Source organism: Nocardiopsis coralli, assembly GCF_014892575.1.
In the GTDB taxonomy this organism is placed as follows: Bacteria; Actinomycetota; Actinomycetes; order Streptosporangiales; family Streptosporangiaceae; genus Nocardiopsis; species Nocardiopsis coralli.
Genome location: NZ_JADBGI010000011.1, coordinates 63,924 through 87,146 on the forward strand (window position 1 = coordinate 63,924; position 23,223 = coordinate 87,146).

The window sequence follows — 23,223 nt, forward strand, 5'->3', positions numbered from 1 at the left end:
CATGGCCTTCGAAGTAGCGACCTACACCGATGTCACGTCCGGCGAGGCGATCGACGGCGTCGACGGTTTCAACTTCCAGGCGGTCTCCCCCGGCCTGACCGGCGAGGACCGCCAGCGCATCCGGGAAGGGCTGCTCCACCGTGTGGTGCCCTCGTGGGCGTTGGGGCACGATCCCCTCGACCACCCGCCCACGTGTGCGTTCGCGGTCGAGGACGGGCGCAGTTACCTCGCCCTCGGCAGGTCCACCGGCACCACCAACAGCGGTCGCCCGGGGAACCAGGTCACGCAGGTCATCGCCGCCTCCGACCCCGACGACTTCGTGCCCTACCGGCCCGCACAGCTCTACGGGGCCCGCCGGTGGGACCTGCGGAAGGCGCCGGGGCCGGATCTGGAACCGTGGGTGACCCCGCTCGAGATCCGCCCCGAGTTCGAGGCGGACGCCCTCCGGGACCTGGTCGTGCAGGACGAGTGGGCGGCGCGGGTTCTCCCGCACTTCCTGACGATGGTCGACGAGGCGGCCGGGCCCGAACCGGTCAAGGCGGTGCTGGTGCACACCGACCTCGACACGGTGATGCGGTGGATCGCGCTGGGCACCCTCTTCCTCGACCCGGAACGCGCGCACACGCTCCGGTTCCGGGCGCTGGTCGACGACCCCTGGCGCGCCGACGCCGCGTTGGTGGGGGTGAGCCCCGAGTTCGGCGCGGTCGACCCGGGTTCGGCGCACGTGCTGGACCTGATGGGGCGCACGGTGCCCGACGTCGAACCGAGCGACGCCGCGCGGGCCCGGGCGGAGCTGTTCCTCGCACACGACGCCGCCGACGCGCTCAGCGCCGTGGAGACCGCACGCCGGTGGGAACCCGCGCTCGGCCCGGGCGCCTCGCTCGATGCGGCGCGGATCGTCGCGGTCCCCGGGGCGGACACCGGCGGTGCCCGGGCGTGGCGCACCGCGGTCTCGGCGATCGACGGGCTCGCCGGGGCCGGCCAGGAGGACGACCTGGCCCTGTACGGGGAGGAACTGGGCGAGGTGGCCGTCACCCACGGTCCGTCCAGTGCCGAGGAGTTCGCCCTGGCCGGACGCGCGGTCCACAGCACCCACACGCTGGGGCTCGACGACGTCGCGTGCGGGGTGCTCGTACCGGTGCTCGAAGCGCTCGCCGCCGCACCCGAACACACGACGGCGTTCGCACGGGAACTGTGCCGGGCCGAGAAACCGCTGGAGTGGGCATCGGAGGAGGAGCGCACGGCCGCCGGCGCCTTTCTGGACACCGTGCTCGCCTCGTCGTCGCGGGACGCCCTGCCCGACCTCCTGGACGCCGCCCGGGTCATCGGGGCCCCGGTGCCGCAGGAACGGCGTGCAGACGCGGCCGAAGGGCTCGCGGGCCTGTGGGCGGGCGACCCGGAGCTCGGGCGGGGCCGGTGGAAATACTGGCTCGCCGGGCCGGAGGCGGCCACGGCGGTCTCCCGCCACCTGGCCGGCGCCTGCACGGCCGGGGAACACGCGACCGTGGCCGCCGTGCGCCGCGGCGACTGGGACTACCTGGCACAAGAGGCCGACGCCCCAGAACTGCGCGGCTGGGTGCAGGCCGCCCGCATCGGCCGCCTGCCCGTGGCCGAACGCCGCGCCGCGGTCACCTCCGCGCTGTCCGTGCCGGCCGAGGCGTGGGGTTGGGTCCTGGCCGATGCCCCGGTGGAGCAGGACCCCGCTCTGTGGGCGGCCTGGATCTCCCGCCACGGGTACTCCGCCGACCTGATCCGGTCCCTGTCCGCGGCCCTGGGCGGCACCCGCAGGTCCGACACGGCCACCGACCGGGACACGGCCGACTGGGGCCCGCTCCTGGAGGCGCTCACGGACGCTCCGGAGCCCTGGCTGGCCGACCTCTCCGCCGACCACGCCCGAGCCTGCGCCGACCTCGACGCCGCGCTCGTCCAGGTGCGGGACGGAGGAGACTCGGCGCCCGACCCCGACCTGTCCCGGGTGAGCCCGGTGGCCCGGTACTTGCTGCCCCGCGTCGGACAGCTGCTGCTGCACGCCCGCGACCCCGAGACCAGGGCCCGGCTCTCCATCGCGGTCAACCCCTGGGGCCCCGCCGCCCTGCGGGCCCGCCTGGTGGTCCTTGCCGAGAAGGAGGGCGACCCCGAGGCGGTCCGCCACGCGGTGAGCCTGCGCTCCGACCCCGACCGCAAGACCGCCGGGGCCGCCGAGGCCGCCCTGGCACGGATCCGGCAACTGCGCCCGGCACTGGTCGAGGAGGCCAGGAGGAGCGCCCCCTGGATCCGCAAGGAACTGGACGCCGGCCCGCGCGGACGGCCGGGCGAGGCGGGGCGCAGATCCGGCGGCGTCCTCTCGTGGGCCAAGGACAGGGTCAGGGGCAAGGGGCCGGCCCAGGGTCAGGACCCGGGCCAGGACGGGGGCCGGGGCAGGGGCGGAGGAGGGGCGTAGATGCCGCAGCTCATCCTCATCATCCTGGCCATCGTCCTGGCCATCTGGCTCGTGTGGCTGGCCCTGGCCCTGCTCGTGCGGGCCGTCGCGCTGATCCTCGTCGGCTGGATCCTGCTCTTCTTCGGCGGGATCGTGGGCGGTGTGGTCCGCGGTGTCTTCCTGCCCCCGAGCGTGCTCGCCGGGAGGACGGAGGAGACACCCGCGATCGCCACCCCCGACGCGGTGGTGGAGGGCCGGGTGCTGGGCAAGGCCCCCCGCGGGCACGCCAAGTACCTCGGCTGGGACCGCGCCTGGCCCGTCTACATCCCCCACCAGGCCAGGCGGGACGCCGACGCGGTCCTGGCGGCGGGCAAACGCATCGGACTGTCCTCCCTGGCCTCGATCTTCGGCTGGTGGGTCACGGGCGTGGTGTTCTTCCCCGCCCAGATCGGGTTCGCGCTGGGCCTGTGGGCGTCCGTCCTGACCTGGTACCTGGTGATGGGCGTCCTGGGCGCGCTGGTCCTCGTCGGCCAGGCGGCCGGTGTCCTGGCCTACCGCTGGTACGACCACCTGGTCCGCAGGAGCATCGGCGCCGACCTGCGCTGTGTCAGCTGTTACCGCGTCACGGTCGTGCCGAGCTACCGGTGCCCCGGCCGCTCCTGCACCACCATCCACAACGACGTGCGCCCCGGCCCCCTCGGCATCGTGCACCGCCAGTGCGGGTGCGGGACCCGGATCCCGGCGACGGTCGGCAGGGCCGCCGCGCGCCTGGTCACCGTCTGCCCCTTCTGCGACACCGACGCCCCGGACGGCAGCGGGACCCGCCAGGTGTTGCCGCTGCCGGTCATCGGTGCGGTCAGTGCGGGCAAGTCCCAGTTCCTGACCAGCGGAGTGGTCGAGCTGCGGGACCGTGCCCGGTCGGTGTCCGGCTCGCTCACCCCGATCTCCCCCGTGGCCGAGGACTTCCTGAAGACCTCCCGCGCCTCCGTCTTCTCCGGCCGACGGGTGGGCAAGACCGCCTGGGAGGACCGGCCCGAGGGCATCCCGCTCGTCCTGTCCCTCGGGGGAACCGACATCGAGATGCAGATCATGGACGCGGCCGGGGAGAACTTCGTCGGTTGGGAACGCTCGCAGAGCCTCGGTTACATCGACACGGCGAGCACACTGCTGTTCGTGCTCGACCCCTTGGCCCTGCCCGAGGTGAAGGAGCAGCTCCGGAGGGCGGGGGAGGAGGACACCGTGCCGCTCGCCCAGGGCGACCAGGAGGGCGCCTACGCCGCCGTCGTCGACCGGCTCCGGGCCGAGGGTGTGGCGTTGGGGCCCAAACACCTGTGCGTGGTGCTGACCAAGCTCGACGTCCTGCGGAGGATCCCGGGCACGGTCGACGCTCTCGACCCCGGGAACGGCGCCTCGGTCAAGGAGTGGCTGCGGGCGCACGGAGGACACAGGCTCGTGCGGCGGATCAACGGGGACTTCCGGAACGTGGACTACTACACCGTGGACTCGCTCGGATCCCGCGAGGGCACCGACCCCTCGCACCCCGTCCAGGTCCTGGACCGGGCCCTGAGGGTCGCCGACCGGCGGATGGCCGTGCTGCCGGAACCGGAGACGGCCCCGGCCGGGGAAGCGAGGAACGCATGACCGGGATGGAGGACGGCCTCCCGCTGATGCACCGGCGGCTCCGCAACGCGTGGACCGCGGTGCACGTGGTCCTCGTGCTCGCCGGCGCCGTCGCCCTCGTCGTGTGGGGGAGCACCGACGGCAACGCGGAGAGGCTGTGGGAAGACTTCTGGGGCGGCCTGCTCGACCTCCAACACCGGGTGGCGAGCCTGATCTCCTGGCCCTGGCCCTGGAACGACTGACCGGCCGCGCGCAGTGTTCTCCGGGCGCAGTGTGGGCGCCGTGTTCCCGGGGCGCAGGGCCCGCGGTCAGCCCTCGGGGTCGACCGACTCCGGCTCGACCCCGAGGAGGTTGGCGACCTCTTCCACGACGGTGTCGTGGACCAGGAGGGCCATCTCGTCGGGGTCCTTGGTGCGGATCTCCACCGGGCGCCGGTACACCACGATGCGGGACCGGCCGTCGGGGTCGGTCTCCAGCCGGGAGAAGGGGATCGTCTCCGCCATGGGCGGCACCGGGGGGACGTCTTCCACGAGGAAGTCGACATTGGCCAGCTCACGGGACCACAAGCGTTCCAGGCGTTCGACCGCGTCCAGGACGAGGTCGTCGAACGCCTGCGCTCGGCTCCGGAAAACCGGCAGGTCGGCGGGGACGAGAGGGCCGCGGATACCTCGTCCTCGGCGGTCCCTTCGCCGCACACGGTCTGGTTGGCCACTGGATAGGCGCACTCGTCGCACACTCCGAGACTAAGCCATCGGCGGGCTCGCGCGTAGCCCCTCCCGGCCCCCGCACTGCCGGGATCCGGCACCCGGACGGGCCCCGCGGGTGTGCTGAACGGGGTGGAAGGCGCGGGCCCTCCGTCCCTGAACGGGTTCCGGATATGGGGTGATGCTGGCGTGTCCTTGAGGAAGGGCATACAGTCGTTGGCTGTGAGCCATGTTCGACGCTGTTCCCGCACCGCGTGCAGGCAGCCCGCCGTATTCACGCTCACGTACGTCTACGCCGACTCGACGGCCGTCCTCGGTCCGCTCGCCGCCTACGTCGAGCCGCACTGCTACGACCTGTGCGCCATGCACGCCGACCGGCTGACCGCCCCCCGGGGGTGGGAGGTCGTCAGGCTCCCGGTCGAAGCGGTCGGCGGTGGCCCCGGCAGTGACGACCTGGAGGCCCTCGCCGACGCTGTACGTGAGGCGGCGCGCCCCCCTGCGCAGACCGAACCCGAGGGCGAGGACCCCACTCGCCGCGGACACCTGCGTGTGGTGCGTTCGGACCAACAGCCGCCCCGGCAGTCCTGAACGCCGCCCGTCCCGCGCGCTTGCTAGCTTTGTACCGCGCACCCGGCCCCCAGGACCCACCGGAGAACCGGAGAAGACGTGGCTGATCTCGCAAGCATCTTCAAGGCCTACGACGTCCGCGGCGTCGTGCCCGACACCCTCGACACCGGGGTCGCGCGCGCCGTCGGCGCCGCCTTCGCCCGTGTGGTGGACGCCGACGCCGTGGTCGTCGCGTACGACATGCGTCCGTCCTCCCCCGAGCTGACCGCGGCCTTCGCCGAGGGCGTCACCGGCCAGGGCGTGGACGTGGTCGACGCCGGCCTCGGCTCCACCGACCTGCTGTACTACGCCTCGGGCGAGCTGGGCCTGCCCGGTGCGATGTTCACCGCCAGCCACAACCCGGCCCAGTACAACGGCATCAAGATGTGCCGGGCCGGGGCGGCACCCATGAGCGCCGACACCGGGCTCGACGAGATCCGCCGCCTCGCGGAGAAGGGAGTCCCCGAGCACGACGGCCCGGCCGGGACCGTGACCCGCCGCGACCTCCTGCAGGGGTACGCCGACTACCTGCGCGGCCTCGTCGACCTCTCCGGCATCCGCCCGCTCAAGGTCGCCGTGGACGCCGGCAACGGCATGGGCGGGCACACAGTCCCCACCGTGCTCGGGCGGGGGCTGCCGCTGGAGATCGTGCCGCTGTACTTCGAGCTCGACGGCACGTTCCCGAACCACCCCGCCAACCCGCTCGACCCCGACAACCTCGTCGACCTGCAGGCGAAGGTGCGCGAGAGCGGCGCCGACATCGGACTGGCCTTCGACGGCGACGCCGACCGGTGCTTCGTGGTGGACGAGCGCGGCGAGCCGGTGCCTCCGTCGGCCGTGACCGCGCTGGTGGCCGCCCAGGAACTGGAGCGCGAACCGGGCGCCACGGTCATCCACAACCTCATCACCTCGCAGGCGGTCCCCGAGATCGTCGCCGAGAAGGGCGGCAGCCCCGTGCGCACGCGCGTGGGGCACTCCTTCATCAAGGCGACCATGGCCGAGACCGGCGCGATCTTCGGCGGGGAGCACTCCGCCCACTACTACTTCCGCGACTTCTGGCGGGCCGACACCGGTATGCTCGCGGCGATGCACGTCCTGCGGGTCCTGGGCACCGAGACCCGCCCCCTGTCGGAGATCACGCGGGAGTACACGCGGTACGCCGCCTCCGGGGAGGTCAACTCCGAGGTCGACGACGCGGCCGGCCGCATGGCCGCGGTCCGTGAGGCCTACGAGGGGCACGAGGGGATCACCGTCGACGACCTCGACGGGCTCAGCGTGACCCTGCCCGACGGCTCCTGGTTCAACCTGCGCGCCTCCAACACCGAGCCGCTGCTCCGGCTCAACGTCGAGGCGCCCGACGACACCGGGGTCGCGGCCCTGCGCGACCGGGTCCTGGCGATTGTGCGCGCCTGACCAGGCATGATGGGGGAGCGGCGTGGCCCTGCGCCGCGCCCGCACCCGCACACCGAGACGAGGAACGAGAACCCATGAGCACGAAGATCGACGGCTGGCTGCTCGAGATCCTGGCCTGCCCCCAGAGCCAGGCCCCGCTCCGCCACGACCCGGAGACCGACGAGCTGGTCTGCGACGAGAGCAAGCTCGCCTACCCGATCCGCGACGGCATCCCGGTCCTGCTGGTCGACGAGGCGCGACGTATCGATTGAGGGTCGGGTGGAACGGAACCGACGTTCCGGTAGTCATATCGGGTACGCCAGGAGGGGACACCCCTTCCGGACCGACCGGGCGCGGGCCCGGCCGTGCCCCGGACGCCCCTTACCCTGGTCCCCGCCCCCGTAGTACGACGACCTCCCTGGAGGAGACCGATGGCCGGCCCCCAAGCGCTCATGCCGAGCGACCCCTCGGCGTTCGGTGACTACAGCGTGACCGGCCGGCTCGGCAAGGGTGGCCAGGGGGTGGTCTACCTCGCCGAGGACCGCGACGGCGAGGAGTTCGCGGTCAAGGTCCTCAACGACCAGTGGGCCGAGGACGCCGACCTGCGCAAGCGGTTCGTCAAGGAGGTCAGCGCCGCCCAGAAGGTCGCCTCGTTCTGCACGGCGGCGATCATCGACGCACAGCTCGACGACGACCCGCCCTACGTCGTCAGCGAGTTCGTGCCCGGCAAGGACCTGCAGGAGACCGTCTCCCGCGGCGGTCCCCAGCGCGGCAGCCGGCTCCAGCGCCTGGCGGTCTCGACGGCCACGGCCCTGGTGGCCATCCACAAGGCCGGGATCGTGCACCGCGACTTCAAGCCCGGAAACGTGCTCCTGGGCCCGGACGGGCCCCGCGTCATCGACTTCGGCATCGCCCGGGTCGACGACGGCACCGCCACCATGACCAACTCGATCGTCGGAACGCCGTCCTACATGGCGCCCGAACAGATCGAGGGCCGCGGCATCACCGACAAGTGCGACATCTTCGCGTGGGGCTGCGTCATGGCGTTCGCCTCCACCGGGCGGGCCCCGTTCGGTTCCGACACCGTGCCCGCGGTCGTGCACCGTGTGGTCACCGCGCCGCCGGACCTCGACGGGCTCGACGACAACCTGCGCCCGATCGTCGAGACGTGCCTGGACAAGAACCCGCAGAACCGGCCCAACGCGCAGACCCTGCTCATGCGCCTGCTCGGCCACGACGGGCCGGACGAACCGGCGCGCTCCACCGACGAGGCGGTCAAGCAGGGCGAGCAGATCGCGCAGACGGGCACCTTCACCGGCGGGCAGACCGCGTTCCCGCCCGCGCCGCCGTACCAGCCGCAGCAGTACCCCACGGGCGGGCAGCCGCCCATGACCTCCGACCCCCGGCAGGGCATGGGGCAGCCCGGGCAGCCCCCGATGACCTCCGACCCGCGCCACGGGTTCGGCCCCCACCCGGGCACGTCGAACCCCCAGCCCGGTTTCGGACCGCACCCCGGGACCTCGAACCCGCAGCCCGGGTTCGCCGGTCCGCCCCCGGGCACGTCCGACCCGCGCCACGGCATGCAGGGGAACCCGTACGCGGGGCCCACGACCCCGCCCCCGCACGGGACGCACATGGGCGGGATGAACCCGAACCAGACCTACGCCCGGCCGACGCCCCAGCAGCCGGTGCCGGCCCCGGTCGAGGAGGACTCGCTCCTGCAGCAGAGCTGGGTGATCCCGGCGGTGCTCATCACCATCGTCATCCTGCTGCTGGTCCTGGCCCTGGTCGCGCTGAGCGGCTGAGCGGAGCCGGGAGCCCCTCGCGCGCCGGATCCCCGTTCAGGCCCGGGTGAGCTGGTCCATCGACCGCGACAGGGCCTCGTCGACGAGGTCGCGCACCAGGGGCCACCGCTCGTCGGCGGAGTCGTTGGGCATCACGGTCACCCCGTCGACGTCGGACATCAGCGGGGCCTCGCGCACCCCCTCGCCGGTGGTCAGACGCGCGTCCGCCGTCACCGCGAGCACACCCGTGCTGGAGGGGCCGACCTCCTGCACGATCACGTACAGCACCAGGGCGGTCTCACCCACGCCCAGCGCCAGGCAGGCCCACCAGTGGGGCGCACCGGGTGACAGCAGGGCCCGCTCCGGGGGAGCGCCGACCTCCCGAGAGGGCTGCGGCGCACTGCCCGCGTGCACGTCCGCGCTCGCGCCGTCGTCGAGCGATCCCAGCACCTGCAGCAGGGGTCCCCGCCGGTCGCGCAGGTATTCCAGGGCCCGGCGGTGGGTCGCCGCGGCCAGCGGCGGCGCCGATGCGGGGGACGGTCCCGGGTGGGACGGCAACCGGCTCAGCTCGGTGCGCAGGGACGTGGCCACCAGCCGTCCCAGATGGCGGGCGCACAGGTCGACACGGCGGGATCCCCCCGCCCCGGTGCACGCGGGCACCCCCGCGTCGGGAACCAGAGGGGGGAAGTCGGCCCGCTGCAGCACCAGGGACGCCAGGACCCACGGCAGAGCCCATCCCCGTTCTTCGCCGGCCCGCTCGGGATCGGCTCCGGTCAGCGCGTCCACGCAGGTGACGTACGTGTGCACGGCGCGCACGACCGGATGTCCGGGCGCGCCTGCCGCGCGCGCGACACCGGCGGCGCCGGCCCCGTCCAGCGGCGGACAGCGGCCCGCGGTCCCGGGCAGCGACGCGGCGCGCGCGGCCAGCTCGGCGACGTAGTCCGGGGTCAGGGCGGGACCGGACATCTCCTCCGCGGCGGTGGCCTCCAGCAGGTCGGCCAGCTCCGGCCCGCCCCCGAGGTCGAACGCCCTGCGGCGGGCCAGCTCCCTGCGGGCCCGGGAGCGTTCCTCCCGCGGGCCCCGGTGCTCGGCCCAGACCGCACGCAGACGGTCGAGGTCATCGAGGTCCGGGCGCAGGTGCCCTTCGATGGTCTGCGAGGTCGCGTCGCCGCGTAGCGTATCCACGTTCCTGTCCGTAGCCCGTGGTCACTTTGCCAAAACCTGCCCGGGACGTGAACGGGTGTCCGCGACCGGCCGCGGCCCCCGGTCAACCCGGCGACGCCGGTGTGCGTCGAGGATCTTGCTACTGGAGCCACTCTCGGCGCCGAAGTCGGCTCTGGCAGCAAGATCCCCGCCGTCAGGGCCGCGGGCGGGCCTCGTGCAGCAACCGCATCGCCTTCTGCTTCTCGAAGTCCATCGCGCGTGCCGGGGCGGCGGTCAGGCGGCCCAGGCGTTCGCCGTGGCGCCGCACCCGGGTCAGCAGCTCCGGCTCGGCCAGCACCCGCAGCGCGAACGCCAGCGCGGCCGGGGGGATGTCGAGCTCGCGCTCCAGTTCCATGCCGGCCCCGATCGTGTGGAGGTCCTCGTCGGTGAAGCGCCGGTGCCGGTGTCCGCGCCCGGTCGGCGACTCCTGGGTCCGGGGGAGCAGTCCCAGCGCCTCCCGGTAGCGGAGCATGCGCGCCGTGCTGCCCACGCGGTCGGCCGCGGCGGAGATCGGGACCGCGCCGGACGCGTCCTGCACCGGTGCGTTCGGGAACGGGGTGTTGTCGCTGGCCGCCATGCACGCGACCCTAACCCAACGCCAGTCCCCACGGTCGCAAATCTGACAACCGAACGTCAGGTTTGTGCTGTGGAGCGCTCCACGGCTCTAGACTCGGGGTTGCCAGCACGAGTCACGAGTGAGGAACGCATGGCTTTCGACTACAAGGTCGCCGATCTTTCCCTGGCCGAGTTCGGCCGCGACGAGATCCGCCTCGCCGAGCACGAGATGCCCGGCCTCATGGCCACCCGCGCCGAGTACGGGGACAGCAAGCCGCTCCGTGGCGCCCGCATCATGGGCTCGCTGCACATGACCGTGCAGACGGCCGTCCTCATCGAGACCCTGGTCGCCCTCGGTGCCGAGGTGCGCTGGGTCAGCTGCAACATCTTCTCCACCCAGGACCACGCCGCGGCCGCCGCCGTGGTCGGCCCCGACGGCACCCCGGACGACCCCAAGGGCGTGCCGGTCTTCGCCTGGAAGGGCGAGACGCTGGAGGAGTACTGGTGGTGCACCGAGCAGGCCCTGACCTGGCCCGGTGCTGAAGGCCCCAACATGATCCTCGACGACGGCGGCGACGCCACCATGCTCGTCCACAAGGGTGCCGAGTTCGAGAAGGCCGGTGCGGTCCCGGACCCGTCCACCGCGGACGCCGAGGAGTTCCAGGTCGTCCTGACCCTCCTGCAGAAGAGCCTGCAGAAGGACTCCGGCAAGTGGACCAAGATCGCCCAGGGCATCAAGGGTGTCTCCGAGGAGACCACCACCGGTGTCCTGCGCCTGTACGAGATGCAGCGCGAGGGCACGCTGTCCTTCCCGGCGATCAACGTCAACGACTCGGTCACCAAGAGCAAGTTCGACAACAAGTACGGCATCCGCCACTCGCTGCCGGACGGCATCATGCGCGCCACCGACGTCCTCATCGGCGGCAAGATCGCCGTCGTGTGCGGCTACGGCGACGTCGGCAAGGGCTCCGCCGAGTCCCTGCGCGGCCAGGGTGCCCGGGTCATCGTCACCGAGATCGACCCGATCAACGCCCTCCAGGCCGCCATGGACGGCTACCAGGTCGCTTCCCTGGAGTCGGTGATCGAGACCGGTGACATCTTCATCACCACCACCGGCAACTTCAACGTGATCATGACCGAGCACATGGCGGGCATGAAGCACCAGGCCATCGTCGGCAACGTCGGCCACTTCGACAACGAGATCGACATGGCCGGCCTCGAGAAGGTCGAGGGCATCAAGAAGAAGGAGATCAAGCCCCAGGTCCACGAGTGGACCTTCCCCGGTGGCAAGTCGATCCTGGTGCTGTCCGAGGGCCGCCTGCTCAACCTGGGCAACGCCACCGGCCACCCCAGCTTCGTGATGTCGAACAGCTTCACCAACCAGGTGATCGCGCAGATCGAGCTGTACGCCAAGACCGACGAGTACCCGACGGGCGTCTACACGCTCCCGAAGATCCTCGACGAGAAGGTCGCCCGCCTGCACCTGGACGCCCTCGGCGTCGAGCTCACCACGCTCACCAAGGAGCAGGCCGAGTACATCGGTGTCGACGTCGCCGGCCCCTACAAGCCCGAGCACTACCGCTACTAGGGATACCCGCGAGCAGATGACACTGCCCTCACACGAGGTGGCGGACCTCGGCCTCTCCCGGGCCGGGGTCCGCCGGGTCGACTGGGCCGAACGCTCCATGCCGGTCCTGCGCAGCGTGCGCGAACGTTTCGCGGAGGAACGCCCCCTGGAGGGGCTGCGCGTCGCCGTGTGCATGCACGTGACCGCCGAGACCGCGAACCTGCTGCGCGCGCTGCGCGCGGGCGGGGCCGACGTGTGGCTGGCCGCCTCCAACCCGCTCTCCACCCAGGACGACACCGCCGCCGCGCTCGTCACCGAGTACGGCGTCTCCGTGTACGCCTGGGCCGGGATGGACACCGCCGCCTACGACCGCAACCTCGTCACCGTGCTGGAGTCACGGCCGCACCTGTTGCTCGACGACGGGTGCGACCTGGTCAACACGGTGCACCTGGCCCGTCCCGACCTGCTCGCGGACGTGATGGGCGGCTGCGAACAGACCACCACCGGTGTGATCCGGCTCCGGCGCATGAGCGCGGAGGGCGAACTGCGGCTGCCGATCGTCGCGGTCAACGACACCGCCACCAAGCGTATGTTCGACAACCGCTACGGGACCGGGCAGTCCACCATCGACGGGATCCTGCGCGCCACCAACGCCCTGATGGCCGGCCGCACCGTGGTCGTCGCCGGGTTCGGGTACTGCGGCCGCGGCCTCGCCGAGCGGGCCCGCGGCATGGGCGCGCGGGTCGTGGTCACCGAGGTCGACCCCGTCAAGGCCCTGGACGCCGTCATGCAGGGCTACACCGTCACCACCATGGACGAGGCCGCGCCCATGGGGGACGTCTTCGTCACCGTCACCGGGAACCGCGACGTCATCGGCGCCCGGCACTTGGCGCGGATGCGCGACGGCGTCGTGCTCGCCAACTCCGGCCACTTCGACCTCGAGATCGACCTGGACTCCCTCGCGCGCATGGCGGTCGAGGTCAACCCGGGCGTGCGCGAACAGGCCGACGAGTACGTGCTCGCCGACGGCCGGCGCCTGCTGCTGCTCTCCGAGGGCCGACTGGTCAACCTGGGCGCCGCCGAGGGCCACCCGGCCGCCGTCATGGACCTGTCCTTCGCGGTGCACGCCCTGACCACGGCCTGGCTCGCCGAGCACCACGGGGAACTGGAGCCCGGCGTCGTGGAGGTCCCCGACACCACCGACACCGAGGTCGCCCGGCTCGAACTGGCCGCGCTCGGGGTCGGCATCGACAGTCTCACCCCGGAGCAGGAGTCCTACCTGAGGTCCTGGCACGTCTGAGCGACCGGGAACCGCCGGACCGGAGGGCGGAGCCGGGGTCAGTAGAGGCTGTTACCGGGACCGCGTCGGCCGAATCCCCGACGGGGCCCGTTCCACGCGCCGCCGTGGGTCCACACCCCGTTGCTCTCGAGCTCGGTGCCCATCCCGCGCCTGCGCCGCTCCGCCAGCACCGCCGCCAGGAAGTAGGGCGGCGAGGTGCCCGGGGGCGGGGGCGGGCTGATCTGCGCGGCGACCGCCTCGGCCAGCTCGATGCCCAGCTCGTGCCGGGTGTGCTGGGCCAGCTCGTCGTAGCGCAGCACGTACTGGCGTGCGTCCGCGGCCGTGTCCGTGGAGAGCCCGGAGAGCTCGGCGTTGGCGGCCCAGCCCTCGAGCTGCGGGGGCATGCTGATCGTCTCGTTGCGGCGGCGCCCGGTGCGCTCCTCCACCACGGTCGTTCCGGCCACGAAGTCGCCCAGGCGGCGGCCGTCGCGGTTGACCAGCGAGGTGATGAGGGCGACCGTGCCCATGGTCATCCACACCTCGACGACGGACATGAGCGCGCGGCCCAGCGCCTGCCGGAAGCGTTCCGGCGACCCGTCGGTGCCCACCACACGCAGGCCGAGCGCGAGCTTGCCCAGGGAACGGCCGCGCGAGAGCGTCTCGAACGCCGCCGGGTACCCCACGATCACCAGGACCGTCACACCCAGGGACATGGCGGCCATCGCCGCGTCGTCCAGGCCGGTGCTGATCCACGACCCGAGCATCGTCAGCGCCAGCAGCGCGATGACCTGCACGAGCACGTCGATGAACAGGGCCACGGCCCTCGTCGCGAACCCCGCGGGCCGCAGTTCGAGGACCACGGCGTCCCCGGTGACCAGGGGTGTCGACCCGTAGGGGTCGTCGTGGACCGGGCCACCGCCGGGATAGGACACCAACTCACGCTCCCTCGGGCTCTGCGGCGCACGTCTCCCACGACACTACCCGCCCACCGGGCACCCCGTTCCGTCCTGGGGACATGCCCCGGTGCCCATCGAGTAAGGTCCGGAGCGTGGATATCGACGTGTTCGCGGCGACACACGCCCAGGAGTGGAAGCGACTGGACGAGCTGATCCGGCGGCGGCGTTCGCTCTCGGGCGCGGAGATCGACGAGCTGGTCGACCTGTACCAGCGTGTCTCCACCCACCTGTCGGTGGTGCGCTCCGGCGGCCAGGACCCCAACCTCGTCGCCCGGCTGTCGGCGCTGGTGGCCCGCGCCCGATCGGCGGTGACCGGCGCGCACTCCTCCTCCTGGGGCGAGTTCACGGGTTTCTTCACCCGCACGTTCCCCGGCACCCTCTACCGCCTGCGCTGGTGGTGGATCGGGGCGAGCCTGGGAACGCTGCTCGTCGCCTTCGTCTCCGGCGCCTGGGTCGTGCTCAACCCCGAAGTGCTGAACGCGATGCAGACCCCCGAGGCGATGCGGCAGTACGTCGAGCACGACTTCGCCAACTACTACGCCGAGAACCCCGGGGCCTCGTTCTCCGCCCAGGTGTGGACCAACAACGCCTGGGTCGCCGCGCAGGCCATCATCTTCGGCGCCTTCCTCGCCCTGCCGACCATCGGGGTGCTCGCCGTCAACGGCGCGGGCATCGGGTCGTCCGGCGGGATGATGATCGTGCACGGGCGCGGGGAGGAGTTCTTCTCCCTGATCCTGCCGCACGGGCTCCTGGAGCTGACCGCGGTCTTCGTCGCCGGCGGTGTGGGGCTCAAGCTCGGCTGGACGATCATCTCGCCCGGCGAACGCACCCGCCTGGTGGCGTTCGGCGCGGAGGCCCGTGCCGCCATGGCCGTGGCGCTGGGGCTGGTCGTGGTGCTGTTCGCCAGCGGTCTCATCGAAGGGCTGGTGACCGGGAACATGGTGCGCGGCCACATCTCCACCCCGGTGGGGCTGGCGATCGGCATCGCCGCGGAGGTCCTGTTCCTGCTGTACGTCTACACCGTCGGCAAGCGCGCCCACGAGGAGGGCGAGACGGGGGAGATCCGCAACGCCCCCGAGACCGCGCCCGTCGCCGCCTGAGGCACCCCCTACCCGGGACCGGTCATCCCTGCGCGGCCACTATGCGGTCGGCCAGTGCGTGGAACGGGGCGCACCGCTCCGGTTGCGCACGCAGGGTCTCCGAGACGAGCGGGTGCAGCCGCAGGTCGATGGCCGCCCCGCCGTCGTCCACCGACACCAGGCCGTGCACGACGAGCGCGTTGACGGTGCGGGCGAGCTCGGGCCGGTCGTTCAGGGGTAGGGGTTCGTCCCGCAGGAAACCCGGGTCCAGTCGGCCCAGGGGCACGGGTGTGCCCTCGCTGCCGAGGACCGCGAGCAGGCGCAGGAGCGCGGGCGCCTTCGGTTCCCGCCGCGACACCAGGTCGAGCGCCACGTCCCAGATCCCGGAGAGCAGGGACCGGCCCTCGCACAACGGCCCGTCCGGGGGCTCGAGCCCGTCCTCGTCCAGGCGTTTGCACAGGGCACGTGCGTCGGGGAACAGCACCCGGTGGGAGGCCAGGATCCGGCCGGCCAGGGTGAGCGCCAACGGGACCCCGCCCAGGCGTTCGGCGAGCTCCTCGGCGCCCGGCAGGGCCTCCTCCCCGGCGTGGTCGGCAAGCGCCGCACCGGCGGCCGCGCTGTCGAGCTCGGCGACCGAGTGCATCCGGGCCGGAGCCCACAGAGCCGGGTCGTCCACGCGGCTCGTCACCAGCACGAACCCGGCGGGGCTCGTCCGCAACCAGCCCACCTGATCCCCCGGGCGGTGGTGGGGATCGATCTCCTCGGGGCGGTCCGCGTTGTCGAGGACCAGGAGCCAGGGTTCGGGGGCGCGGTCCAGTTGCCGCCACACCCAGCGCGCCGCCCGCTGGGGCGAATCGCGCACGCGCTCGGCCTCGGACGGGGACCCGCCCACCTCGACCGCTGCCTCGAGCAGTCCGGTGGAGACGTCACCCGCGCGCGCCCAGAACACCCGCCGACCGTCGGCCTTCGCGCGTTGGGCCAGCGCGGCGGCCACCGTGGTCGTGCCGACCCCGTGCGGGCCTGCGAGGACGTGTGGGACGGGCGCGCCCGCGTCCATCGCCGCGGTGAGCTCCCCGAGCAGCCGCGTGCGTCCCCGGACCGCGGTCGTGGTGCGGGGCGGGTCGAGGCGGACCTCCGGGCGACCCGGGGCGGGCGCGTCGGCGGCGTCGTGGATGTCCCGGGCGCGGAGGAGCGGGCCGTGCACGGTTGCCCGGGAGATGGTGCTCAGATACGGATCACGAGGGGGCATGCATCCATGGTGCCCAACCCTGGGGCCGCGCGGAAGACGCTTCCGTCCCGCTGTGGAGAACGGTGGCCGCGACCCCCGGCGACCGGGGTGCCGCGGCCACCGCACGGAGGAGCGGTAGAGCTCGGGCTACAACCGCCCCTGCGCCTTGAGGTTGATGTAGGCGTCCGCCAACGCGGGCGCGATGTGCTCGGGCCCGGCGTCGACGACCTCGGCGCCCATGCGCCGCAGCTCCGACGTCACCCGCCGCCGCTCGGCGAGGGTGCGCTCGGCGGAGGCCGCCCGGTACAGCGCCTCCGGGGTGCCGCGCTCCTCGGCCATCGCGTCGACCGCGGGATCGCGCACCGACGCCACCAGCAGCAAGTGCTGCGAGGTCAGCGCGGGCAGCCGGGGGAGCAGGCTCTCCTCCAGCGCCGCCGCGTTGAGGTCGGTCATCAGCACCACGAGCTTGCGCGAGCGCCCCTGCGCCATGACGGTCCCGGCCATGCCCGCCGGGTCGGACTCCACGAGCGCCGCCTCCAACGGGGCCATCGCCGAGACCAGCTGCTGGATCTGGCTTCCCTTGCCCCCGGACCGCACCTGGGCGCGCACGCGGCGGTCGTAGGCCAGGAAGTCCACGCGGTCCCCCGCACGCCCGGCCAGCGCCGCCAACAGCAGGGACGCGTCCATGGAGTGGTCCAGGCGCGGGGTGTCGCCCACCCGGCCCGCGGAGGTGCGGCCGGTGTCGAGCACGATCAGGATCCGCCGGTCCCGCTCCGGACGCCACGTGCGCACCACGACGCCGTCGTTGCGGGCGGTCGCGCGCCAGTCGATGGAACGCACGTCGTCGCCGCGCACGTAGTCGCGCAGGGAGTCGAACTCGCTGCCCTGTCCGCGCACCATCGCGGTGTGCTGCCCCTCCAGCTCCCGCAGCCGCGAGAGCTTGCCGGGGAGGTGCCTGCGGCTGTGGAACGGCGGCAGCACACGCACGGTCCACGGCGCGGACAGGGTGCGCTGGCGGCCCGCCAGGCCCAGGGGACCGATCGTGCGCACGGTGACCCCCGCGGCACGGGCGTCGCCCCGCCGGGTCGGGGCCAGCGTCACACCGAACCGCCGCCGTTCGCCGCCGGCCACGTGCGCCGGCGCCGACCGCGGTTCCACGTGCGCGCTCGGCGGCCACGCGTCGCGCACACGCCCGCGCAGGGTCCGCCGCGTCGGGTTGTGCAGCACCAGGGACAGCGCCGCGGACTCACCCAACCGCACCGACGTGTCGCCCTCCCGTGTCAGGCGCATCGCCCGCGGGCTCGCCGCGAGCAGCACGTCCAGCACCAGCAGGGCCGCCACCACGGCCAGCGCGGCCGCCGTGACCTGCGGACTGATCTGGCCGGAGACCAGCACCGCCCCGACCGCGAGCAGGGCGAGGACCACCGACCGGCCGGTGACCACCATCAGCGCGGCACCGGGACGGAAGCGAGCACACCGTCGAGGACCCCGTCGGCGGTCGCGCCCTCCAGCTCCGCCTCGGGGCGCAGCGTGACACGGTGCCGCAGGGTGCCCTTGGCGAGCGCTTTGACGTCGTCCGGGGTGACGTAGTCGCGGCCCGACAGCCACGCCCACGCCCGGCTCGTACGCAGCAGCGCGGTCGCACCGCGGGGCGAGACACCCAGCTGCAGCGACGGCGACTGCCGGGTCGCCCGGGCCAGGTCCACGATGTAACCCAGCACCTCCGGGGCCATGTGCACGTGCTCCACGGCGTTCTGTGCGGCCCGCAGCTCACGGGCGCCCGCGACCGCCCGCACCCCCGCGGCGGCCAGGTCGCCGGGGTCGAAGCCCGCGGCGTGCCTGCCCAGCATGTCGACCTCGGCGGCCCGCTGGGGCAGCCCCACCGTCACCTTGAGCAGGAACCGGTCGAGCTGTGCCTCCGGCAGCGGGTACGTGCCCTCGTACTCCACCGGGTTCTGCGTCGCCGCCACCAGGAACGGCTCCGGGAGCGCGATCGGGTCGCCCTCCACCGTCACCTGGTGCTCCTCCATGGCCTCCAGCAGCGAGGCCTGCGTCTTGGGCGGGGTCCGGTTGATCTCGTCGGCCAACAGCAGGTTGGTGAAGACCGGCCCCTTGTGGAACTCGAACTTCGCCGTGTGCTGGTCGTAGACGAGCGAACCCGTCACGTCGCCCGGCATGAGGTCCGGGGTGAACTGCACCCGCTTGTGGTCCAGCGACAGGGCCTCGGAGACGGTGCGCACCAGCAGCGTCTTGGCGACACCGGGCACACCCTCCATGAGGATGTGGCCCCGGCACAGCAGCGCCACCACCATGCCGGTCACGGTCTCCTCCTGCCCCACGACCGCCTTGGCGACCTCGTGGCGCAGAGCGGTCAGGGCCTCTCGTGCCTCGTCGGCGGAGGGCAGTCCCTCGTCGGGTGTCAGGGCGCTCACGTGCGGCCCACCTCTCTCGAATACCTGTCGGTTGCAGCGTGTGGAGTACCGGCCGGGATCACCGCAGCCTCCGCGACCGCTCGTCCAGCTCCTCCGCGAGCCGGTTCAGCGCCTCGTCGCCGCCCGCGTACGGGTCGGGGTGATCGGGGTACAGGAGCGCACCCACATGAGCCGGGTCCTCACCCAGCCGTGCGGCGAGCGCGGAGACCACGGTCTCCGGGGGGTCGTCCGGACGCAGGCCGAGCTTGCCGGAGACACGGTCCAGGAACCCGGTCCGCAGCGCGGCGGCCGCCCGGTCCCGTGCCCTGCGCGAGCGGTACAGCCCGGCGCGGCCCTCGGTGGTCTCGGAGGCACGCACCACGACCGGCAGCGACTCCGGAACCAGGGCCCCGAGGCGGCGCCCGCGCCACAGCGCCAGCAGCACGAGCGCGGCCGCGAGCGGCACCGCGGCCCAGCGCAGGCCCTGCGGGAGGAGCTCGGCCAGGGTGGCGCTGTCCTCGGGCACGTGCGGCTCGGGGCGCAGCCACACCACGTCCTCGGCGGCCATGAGGTTCATCGCCAGCGCGGCGTTGCCCTCGTCGGGGAGCTCGGTGTTGGTCATGAAGTGGTCGGTGCCCACGACGGTGGTGGTCGCGGCGCCGTGCTCGACCTGGATCACGGCCGAACCCGCGGCGGCCGCGTAACACTCCGTGGAGGCCTGCCCGGGCGCCGCGTCGTACACCTCGCCTGCCACGTCGGCGGGCCCGGCGGCCTCGGCCGCGGGGAGGTCGCACGCGGCGTCCAGGGTCTCGTCCGACTCGGTGCGCCCACTCATGTCGACCCCGGGCGCGAACTCGCCCAGCGTCTGCAACGTGGGCTGCACGAGCACGGTGTCGACCTCGAGATCGGCCAGCGTCCGCACCTCGCCGGGCTCCATCCGGTGGTCGAGGAAGACGGTCAGCACCGCGTCGCCTCCGGCCTCGCCCAGGGCCTCCTCGGCGTCACCGGCCGAACGCACGACGTGCACGTCCCGGTCCTCGCGCATGGTCTCCACGAGCGCGCGCCCGCCCTCGGGGTCGACGCTTCCGGGCTCCATGTGGCCCTGGGGGAACTGGTCGTCGCCGAGCGAGGCCAGGACCGCGACCACGACCAGCACGATCAGGACCGCGCCGGGGATCCGGCCGGCCCGCCACACGCGGCGCCACCCGGTTTCCGGGGTGCTCATCGTCGCTCCTCCTCGGCGGGGGTCGGTCGCGCGGCGCGCAGGTGGTCGTCGAGCTCACGCATGGTGCGGGCCGACCCGACGGTCGCCTCGGTGCGGCCGTACACGATGCCGTTGAACAGCCCTGCAGCCTCGGAGAGCCGTCCGGCCTGGTCGGGCAGGTTCCGGGACGCCTCGGCGGCCAGTTCGGTGGCGGTGCGCCCGGCGGACGGGGTGATCAGCGCCCGCTCCTCCAGGTCGACGTCGACCGCGCGCATGCGTTCCACGACGGCGTCGTAGTAGTGCCCCGAGCCCTCGTGCCGCTCGGAGGCGGACCGGTGTTCGGCCGCCGTGCGCTTGGACTCGGTGTGCACGGGCGCCGCGGACCTGCGGTTGCGGCCCGGGCGCAGGAACACCACGAGCACCAGCCCCAGCACGGCCAGTACCACGACCAGCAACAGTGGCCCCAGCACCCACCAGCCGCCGGGCAGGCCGTCGCCGAGCTGGAGGAGGTCGTCGATCAGTCCGGACAACCACTCCACGAAACGGTCGACGAGGGAGGGTTCGCGGTCGCCGTACACGGGATCGCCGAGTTCCTCGAACGCGCGTCGGCGGCCCTCCTCCCCGGTGACGTCCGGGGAGGGGGCGTTCGGGGCTGTCACGCGGGCTGCTCCGGGCGGTAGATCTCGGGTCCGACGGCCGTACCCTGCTGGGCGACCCGGTGCAGGCGCAGGTCCAGGCCCTCACGGCGCATGCGCAGGTCGATGTAGAGCAGCGTGGTGACGGCGGCCAGGAACGGCGTGGTGATGCTGTAGGTGATCGCCTCGACGAGCACACCGACCGCGTTGGCCGCGGTCATGCCCCAGTCGGCATCCCCGGCGGCCAGCGTCGGGATCAGCGTGAGCAGGCCGAGCGCGATGCTCAGCACCAGGGCGACCGCGAGCACGATGATCATGGTGAGCAGCACGATGCCGAACATCCGCCACCAATTGCCCTGCGTGAGGCGCCAGGAACGGGCGAGTGCGCTCATGGGCCCGATGCGCTCCAGGACCACGATCGGCATGGCCAGGAAGATGCGCACGGAGATCCACACGAAGAGCGCGAAACCACCCGCGAGACCGAGCAGCACCGTGACCACCGCGACGAGGCCGCCGGCCATCTCGTTGCCGGTCACGCCCAGAAAGACGCCGAGCATGACGCCCAGCACGGTGACGACCAGCATCACCATCGCGAGCGCGATGTGGATGAGGTACTGCACGATCGAGAGGCCGATGACCGCCCCGATGCGCCCGCGCACCACGGCCCAGGTCTGCGCGACGGTGTACCGGTGTCCGAGCACGGCCATGCCCACCACCGAGGTGAGCAGCGCGGTCAGGATCGTCACGGCGAGGTAGCTGACGACACCGCCCAGCATCACCAGCGCGAACGAGCCGGGGGTGAACGGCATCTCCGGCGGGTCGTCGGGGGAGATCTGGCCGGTCGCCATCTGCTCGATCGAGCGCTCGTACTCGGCGAGGAACCCGCTGCTGAGCAGGGTCGAGATGATGGCCGCGATCCCCATGACCACGAACGCCAGACCGAGCGTGGTGGCCGGGTGGTTGCGGATCAGGGTGAAGGCGCCGTTGAGGATGTCGCCGAGGCCGAGCGGGCGCAGCGGCACGACCCCGGGCTTGAGCGGCTGGCCGCCCCCGCCCTGGGGATACTGCTGCCCGTACGCGCCTCCGTATCCAGGGGGCGGCGGGCCCTGGGGAGCCCAGTGCCCCGGAGGCGGCCCCTGCTCACCCCCGTACCCGGGAGGCGGACCCTGGGGCGGTCCGTATCCGGGGGGAGGGCCCTGCGGAGGCTGTCCCCCCTGGCCGGGCGGCGGTCCGTACCCGGGGGGAGGCCCCTGGGGAGGCCCGTATCCGGGAGGCGGTCCCTGGGGAGGTCCGTACCCCGGGGGTGGGCCCTGCTGCCCTCCGTGGCCGGGAGGCGGTCCCTGCGGGTTCCCGCCGCCGGGGGCCGACCAGCCGCTCCCGGGCGCCGACCACCCGCCGGGCCCACCGGGTTCCTCCGGGCCGCCCCTGCGGTCGTCCTCGTGGCTCATGTGGGCCGCCCTCCCTGAGGCTTCGGTTACGCTGCGCGAACGAGGTCACGTGGTTCTCACGGCACCGGAACCCAACCTACCGGCCGGTTCCGGCGATTCCACGCACGGTCGGGTGCTTCGGGAGAGAGCCGACGCACTTCATTCCTTTTGTATGCTTTCTGTTATCTACAGGCCAAGTCAGCCTCGATCCGCGCCCCGGTCCGCCGGTGAGCTCGGGCGCCGCTGAACGGCCGGATCCGGTCGGACGGGTACCCGATACCTGTGACCCCGCTCCCCACCGTCCGCACAGGTGGCAGAGTGGATCCAGTACGTACGAAAGCAGTTCCCCCGCCGGGGAGCAAGGGCACCGACCAAGACGCCGCTTGAGTGTTCCAGAGAGAGGAGTAGGCGCCGCGGACACGCTCCCGAGCGGGTTCGACGCCCGGCGCCGGACACACCGATGAAGGGACGTGTACTGGTTGTCGACGATGACCTCGCCCTCGCCGAGATGCTGGGCATCGTACTGCGCGGCGAGGGGTTCGAACCCTCGTTCGTCCACGACGGGGACAAGGCCCTCGAAGCCTTCCGTGAGACCAAGCCCGACCTGGTCCTGCTCGACCTGATGCTCCCGGGCGCCGACGGCATCGACGTGTGCCGTCAGATCCGCGCCGAGTCCGGGGTGCCCATCGTCATGCTCACGGCCAAGAGCGACACGATCGACGTCGTCCTGGGCCTGGAGTCCGGTGCCGACGACTACATCGTCAAGCCCTTCAAGCCCAAGGAGCTCGTGGCCCGCGTGCGCGTGCGCCTGCGCCGCACCGAGGAGCCGGCCCCCGAGGTCCTGCAGATCGGCGACATCACCATCGACGTCGCCGGGCACGCGGTGCGCCGCGACGGCGAGCAGATCAGCCTCACCCCTCTGGAGTTCGACCTCCTGGTCGCCCTCGCACGCAAGCCCCGCCAGGTCTTCACCCGCGAGGTCCTGCTCGAGCAGGTCTGGGGGTACCGCCATGCCGCGGACACCCGCCTGGTCAACGTCCACGTGCAGCGCCTGCGCGCCAAGATCGAGAAGGACCCGGAGCACCCCGAGGTCGTCGTGACCGTCCGCGGTGTCGGCTACAAGGCCGGTACCGCCTGACCCCGCCGGTGTCCCC

At 72.8% G+C, this 23,223-nt stretch carries 21 protein-coding genes; 11 read left to right on the top strand and 10 right to left on the bottom strand.

Translation table 11 applies throughout. The features are described 5' to 3' along the window. Position 1: 1 nt before the first annotated feature. Genes IDM40_RS14070 through IDM40_RS14080 form a run of 3 tightly spaced genes read left to right on the top strand, consistent with a single transcriptional unit; the run spans position 2 to position 4,281 of the window. Positions 2 to 2,440 carry a GAP1-N2 domain-containing protein gene (locus IDM40_RS14070; protein ID WP_193122444.1) on the top strand — a complete coding sequence of 813 codons (2,439 nt, stop codon included), beginning with the start codon at positions 2 to 4 and terminating at the stop codon, positions 2,438 to 2,440. Beyond that, entirely contained in the window at positions 2,441 to 4,060 is a 1,620-nt protein-coding gene (locus IDM40_RS14075; RefSeq protein ID WP_193122445.1) for a TRAFAC clade GTPase domain-containing protein, read from the top strand. Continuing rightward, positions 4,057 to 4,281 carry a hypothetical protein gene (locus IDM40_RS14080; RefSeq protein WP_193122446.1) on the top strand — a complete coding sequence of 75 codons (225 nt, stop codon included), beginning with the start codon at positions 4,057 to 4,059 and terminating at the stop codon, positions 4,279 to 4,281. Before IDM40_RS14075 ends, IDM40_RS14080 begins: the two co-directional genes overlap by 4 nt. A 66-nt stretch (positions 4,282 to 4,347) precedes the next feature. Here IDM40_RS14080 and IDM40_RS14085 read toward each other — a convergent pair whose 3' ends face one another. Beyond that, a complete protein-coding gene (locus IDM40_RS14085; protein ID WP_193122447.1) occupies positions 4,348 to 4,734 on the bottom strand; it encodes a metallopeptidase family protein in 387 nt (128 codons plus the stop codon). A 231-nt stretch (positions 4,735 to 4,965) separates the two neighbouring features. Between IDM40_RS14085 and IDM40_RS14090 the strand changes: the two genes are divergently transcribed. The 4 genes from IDM40_RS14090 to IDM40_RS14105 all read left to right on the top strand — a co-directional run bounded on the left by IDM40_RS14090 (position 4,966) and on the right by IDM40_RS14105 (position 8,546). Next, entirely contained in the window at positions 4,966 to 5,331 is a 366-nt protein-coding gene (locus IDM40_RS14090; protein ID WP_193122448.1) for a DUF3499 domain-containing protein, read from the top strand. A gap of 78 nt (positions 5,332 to 5,409) precedes the next feature. Further along, positions 5,410 to 6,762 carry a phosphomannomutase/phosphoglucomutase gene (locus tag IDM40_RS14095; RefSeq protein ID WP_193122449.1) on the top strand — a complete coding sequence of 451 codons (1,353 nt, stop codon included), beginning with the start codon at positions 5,410 to 5,412 and terminating at the stop codon, positions 6,760 to 6,762. A 74-nt stretch (positions 6,763 to 6,836) separates the two neighbouring features. Next, positions 6,837 to 7,013 carry a Trm112 family protein gene (locus tag IDM40_RS14100; protein WP_193122450.1) on the top strand — a complete coding sequence of 59 codons (177 nt, stop codon included), beginning with the start codon at positions 6,837 to 6,839 and terminating at the stop codon, positions 7,011 to 7,013. A gap of 159 nt (positions 7,014 to 7,172) precedes the next feature. Then, a complete protein-coding gene (locus IDM40_RS14105; protein WP_193122451.1) occupies positions 7,173 to 8,546 on the top strand; it encodes a serine/threonine-protein kinase in 1,374 nt (457 codons plus the stop codon). 36 nt (positions 8,547 to 8,582) lie between these two features. Here IDM40_RS14105 and IDM40_RS14110 read toward each other — a convergent pair whose 3' ends face one another. Continuing rightward, complete coding sequence (locus IDM40_RS14110; protein ID WP_193122452.1) at positions 8,583 to 9,710, bottom strand: hypothetical protein; 1,128 nt, start codon at positions 9,708 to 9,710, stop codon at positions 8,583 to 8,585. Between the two features lie 172 nt (positions 9,711 to 9,882). Then, positions 9,883 to 10,305 carry a MerR family transcriptional regulator gene (locus IDM40_RS14115; RefSeq protein ID WP_193122453.1) on the bottom strand — a complete coding sequence of 141 codons (423 nt, stop codon included), beginning with the start codon at positions 10,303 to 10,305 and terminating at the stop codon, positions 9,883 to 9,885. A gap of 129 nt (positions 10,306 to 10,434) precedes the next feature. Between IDM40_RS14115 and ahcY (IDM40_RS14120) the strand changes: the two genes are divergently transcribed. Both ahcY (IDM40_RS14120) and ahcY (IDM40_RS14125) read left to right on the top strand, forming a co-directional pair. Beyond that, positions 10,435 to 11,871 (top strand): adenosylhomocysteinase, encoded by a 1,437-nt coding sequence (gene ahcY / locus IDM40_RS14120; protein ID WP_193122454.1) that lies wholly within the window; start codon positions 10,435 to 10,437, stop codon positions 11,869 to 11,871. Between the two features lie 16 nt (positions 11,872 to 11,887). After that, positions 11,888 to 13,150 carry an adenosylhomocysteinase gene (ahcY, locus tag IDM40_RS14125; RefSeq protein WP_193122455.1) on the top strand — a complete coding sequence of 421 codons (1,263 nt, stop codon included), beginning with the start codon at positions 11,888 to 11,890 and terminating at the stop codon, positions 13,148 to 13,150. Between the two features lie 38 nt (positions 13,151 to 13,188). On the opposite strand, the gene IDM40_RS14130 is transcribed toward ahcY (IDM40_RS14125), so the two are convergent. Then, positions 13,189 to 14,061: an RDD family protein gene (locus tag IDM40_RS14130; protein ID WP_328807024.1), complete on the bottom strand. Its 873-nt coding sequence runs from the start codon at positions 14,059 to 14,061 to the stop codon at positions 13,189 to 13,191. Between the two features lie 116 nt (positions 14,062 to 14,177). On the opposite strand from IDM40_RS14130, the gene IDM40_RS14135 reads away from it, so the two are divergent. Further along, on the top strand, positions 14,178 to 15,185 hold the full coding sequence (locus IDM40_RS14135) for a stage II sporulation protein M (protein WP_193122456.1): 1,008 nt from the start codon (positions 14,178 to 14,180) through the stop codon (positions 15,183 to 15,185). A gap of 22 nt (positions 15,186 to 15,207) precedes the next feature. On the opposite strand, the gene IDM40_RS14140 is transcribed toward IDM40_RS14135, so the two are convergent. The 6 genes from IDM40_RS14140 to IDM40_RS14165 all read right to left on the bottom strand — a co-directional run bounded on the left by IDM40_RS14140 (position 15,208) and on the right by IDM40_RS14165 (position 21,664). Next, positions 15,208 to 16,413 carry an ATP-binding protein gene (locus IDM40_RS14140; RefSeq protein WP_193122457.1) on the bottom strand — a complete coding sequence of 402 codons (1,206 nt, stop codon included), beginning with the start codon at positions 16,411 to 16,413 and terminating at the stop codon, positions 15,208 to 15,210. Between the two features lie 126 nt (positions 16,414 to 16,539). Next, positions 16,540 to 17,838 (bottom strand): DUF58 domain-containing protein, encoded by a 1,299-nt coding sequence (locus tag IDM40_RS14145; protein ID WP_193122458.1) that lies wholly within the window; start codon positions 17,836 to 17,838, stop codon positions 16,540 to 16,542. Continuing rightward, positions 17,838 to 18,824 carry an AAA family ATPase gene (locus IDM40_RS14150; RefSeq protein WP_193122459.1) on the bottom strand — a complete coding sequence of 329 codons (987 nt, stop codon included), beginning with the start codon at positions 18,822 to 18,824 and terminating at the stop codon, positions 17,838 to 17,840. The genes IDM40_RS14145 and IDM40_RS14150 overlap by 1 nt, the downstream gene beginning before the upstream one ends. Before the next feature lie 58 nt (positions 18,825 to 18,882). Beyond that, a complete protein-coding gene (locus IDM40_RS14155) occupies positions 18,883 to 20,028 on the bottom strand; it encodes a DUF4350 domain-containing protein (RefSeq protein ID WP_193122460.1) in 1,146 nt (381 codons plus the stop codon). After that, positions 20,025 to 20,666, bottom strand: coding sequence for a DUF4129 domain-containing protein (locus IDM40_RS14160; RefSeq protein ID WP_193122461.1), 642 nt, complete (start codon positions 20,664 to 20,666; stop codon positions 20,025 to 20,027). Before IDM40_RS14160 ends, IDM40_RS14155 begins: the two co-directional genes overlap by 4 nt. Beyond that, a complete protein-coding gene (locus IDM40_RS14165) occupies positions 20,663 to 21,664 on the bottom strand; it encodes a glycerophosphoryl diester phosphodiesterase membrane domain-containing protein (protein WP_193122462.1) in 1,002 nt (333 codons plus the stop codon). The genes IDM40_RS14160 and IDM40_RS14165 overlap by 4 nt, the downstream gene beginning before the upstream one ends. 865 nt (positions 21,665 to 22,529) lie before the next feature. Between IDM40_RS14165 and mtrA the strand changes: the two genes are divergently transcribed. Next, the gene (gene mtrA / locus IDM40_RS14170; RefSeq protein WP_017570965.1) at positions 22,530 to 23,207 is read left to right on the top strand and encodes an MtrAB system response regulator MtrA; all 678 of its coding nucleotides are present in this window, start codon (positions 22,530 to 22,532) and stop codon (positions 23,205 to 23,207) included. Positions 23,208 to 23,223 lie beyond the last annotated feature (16 nt).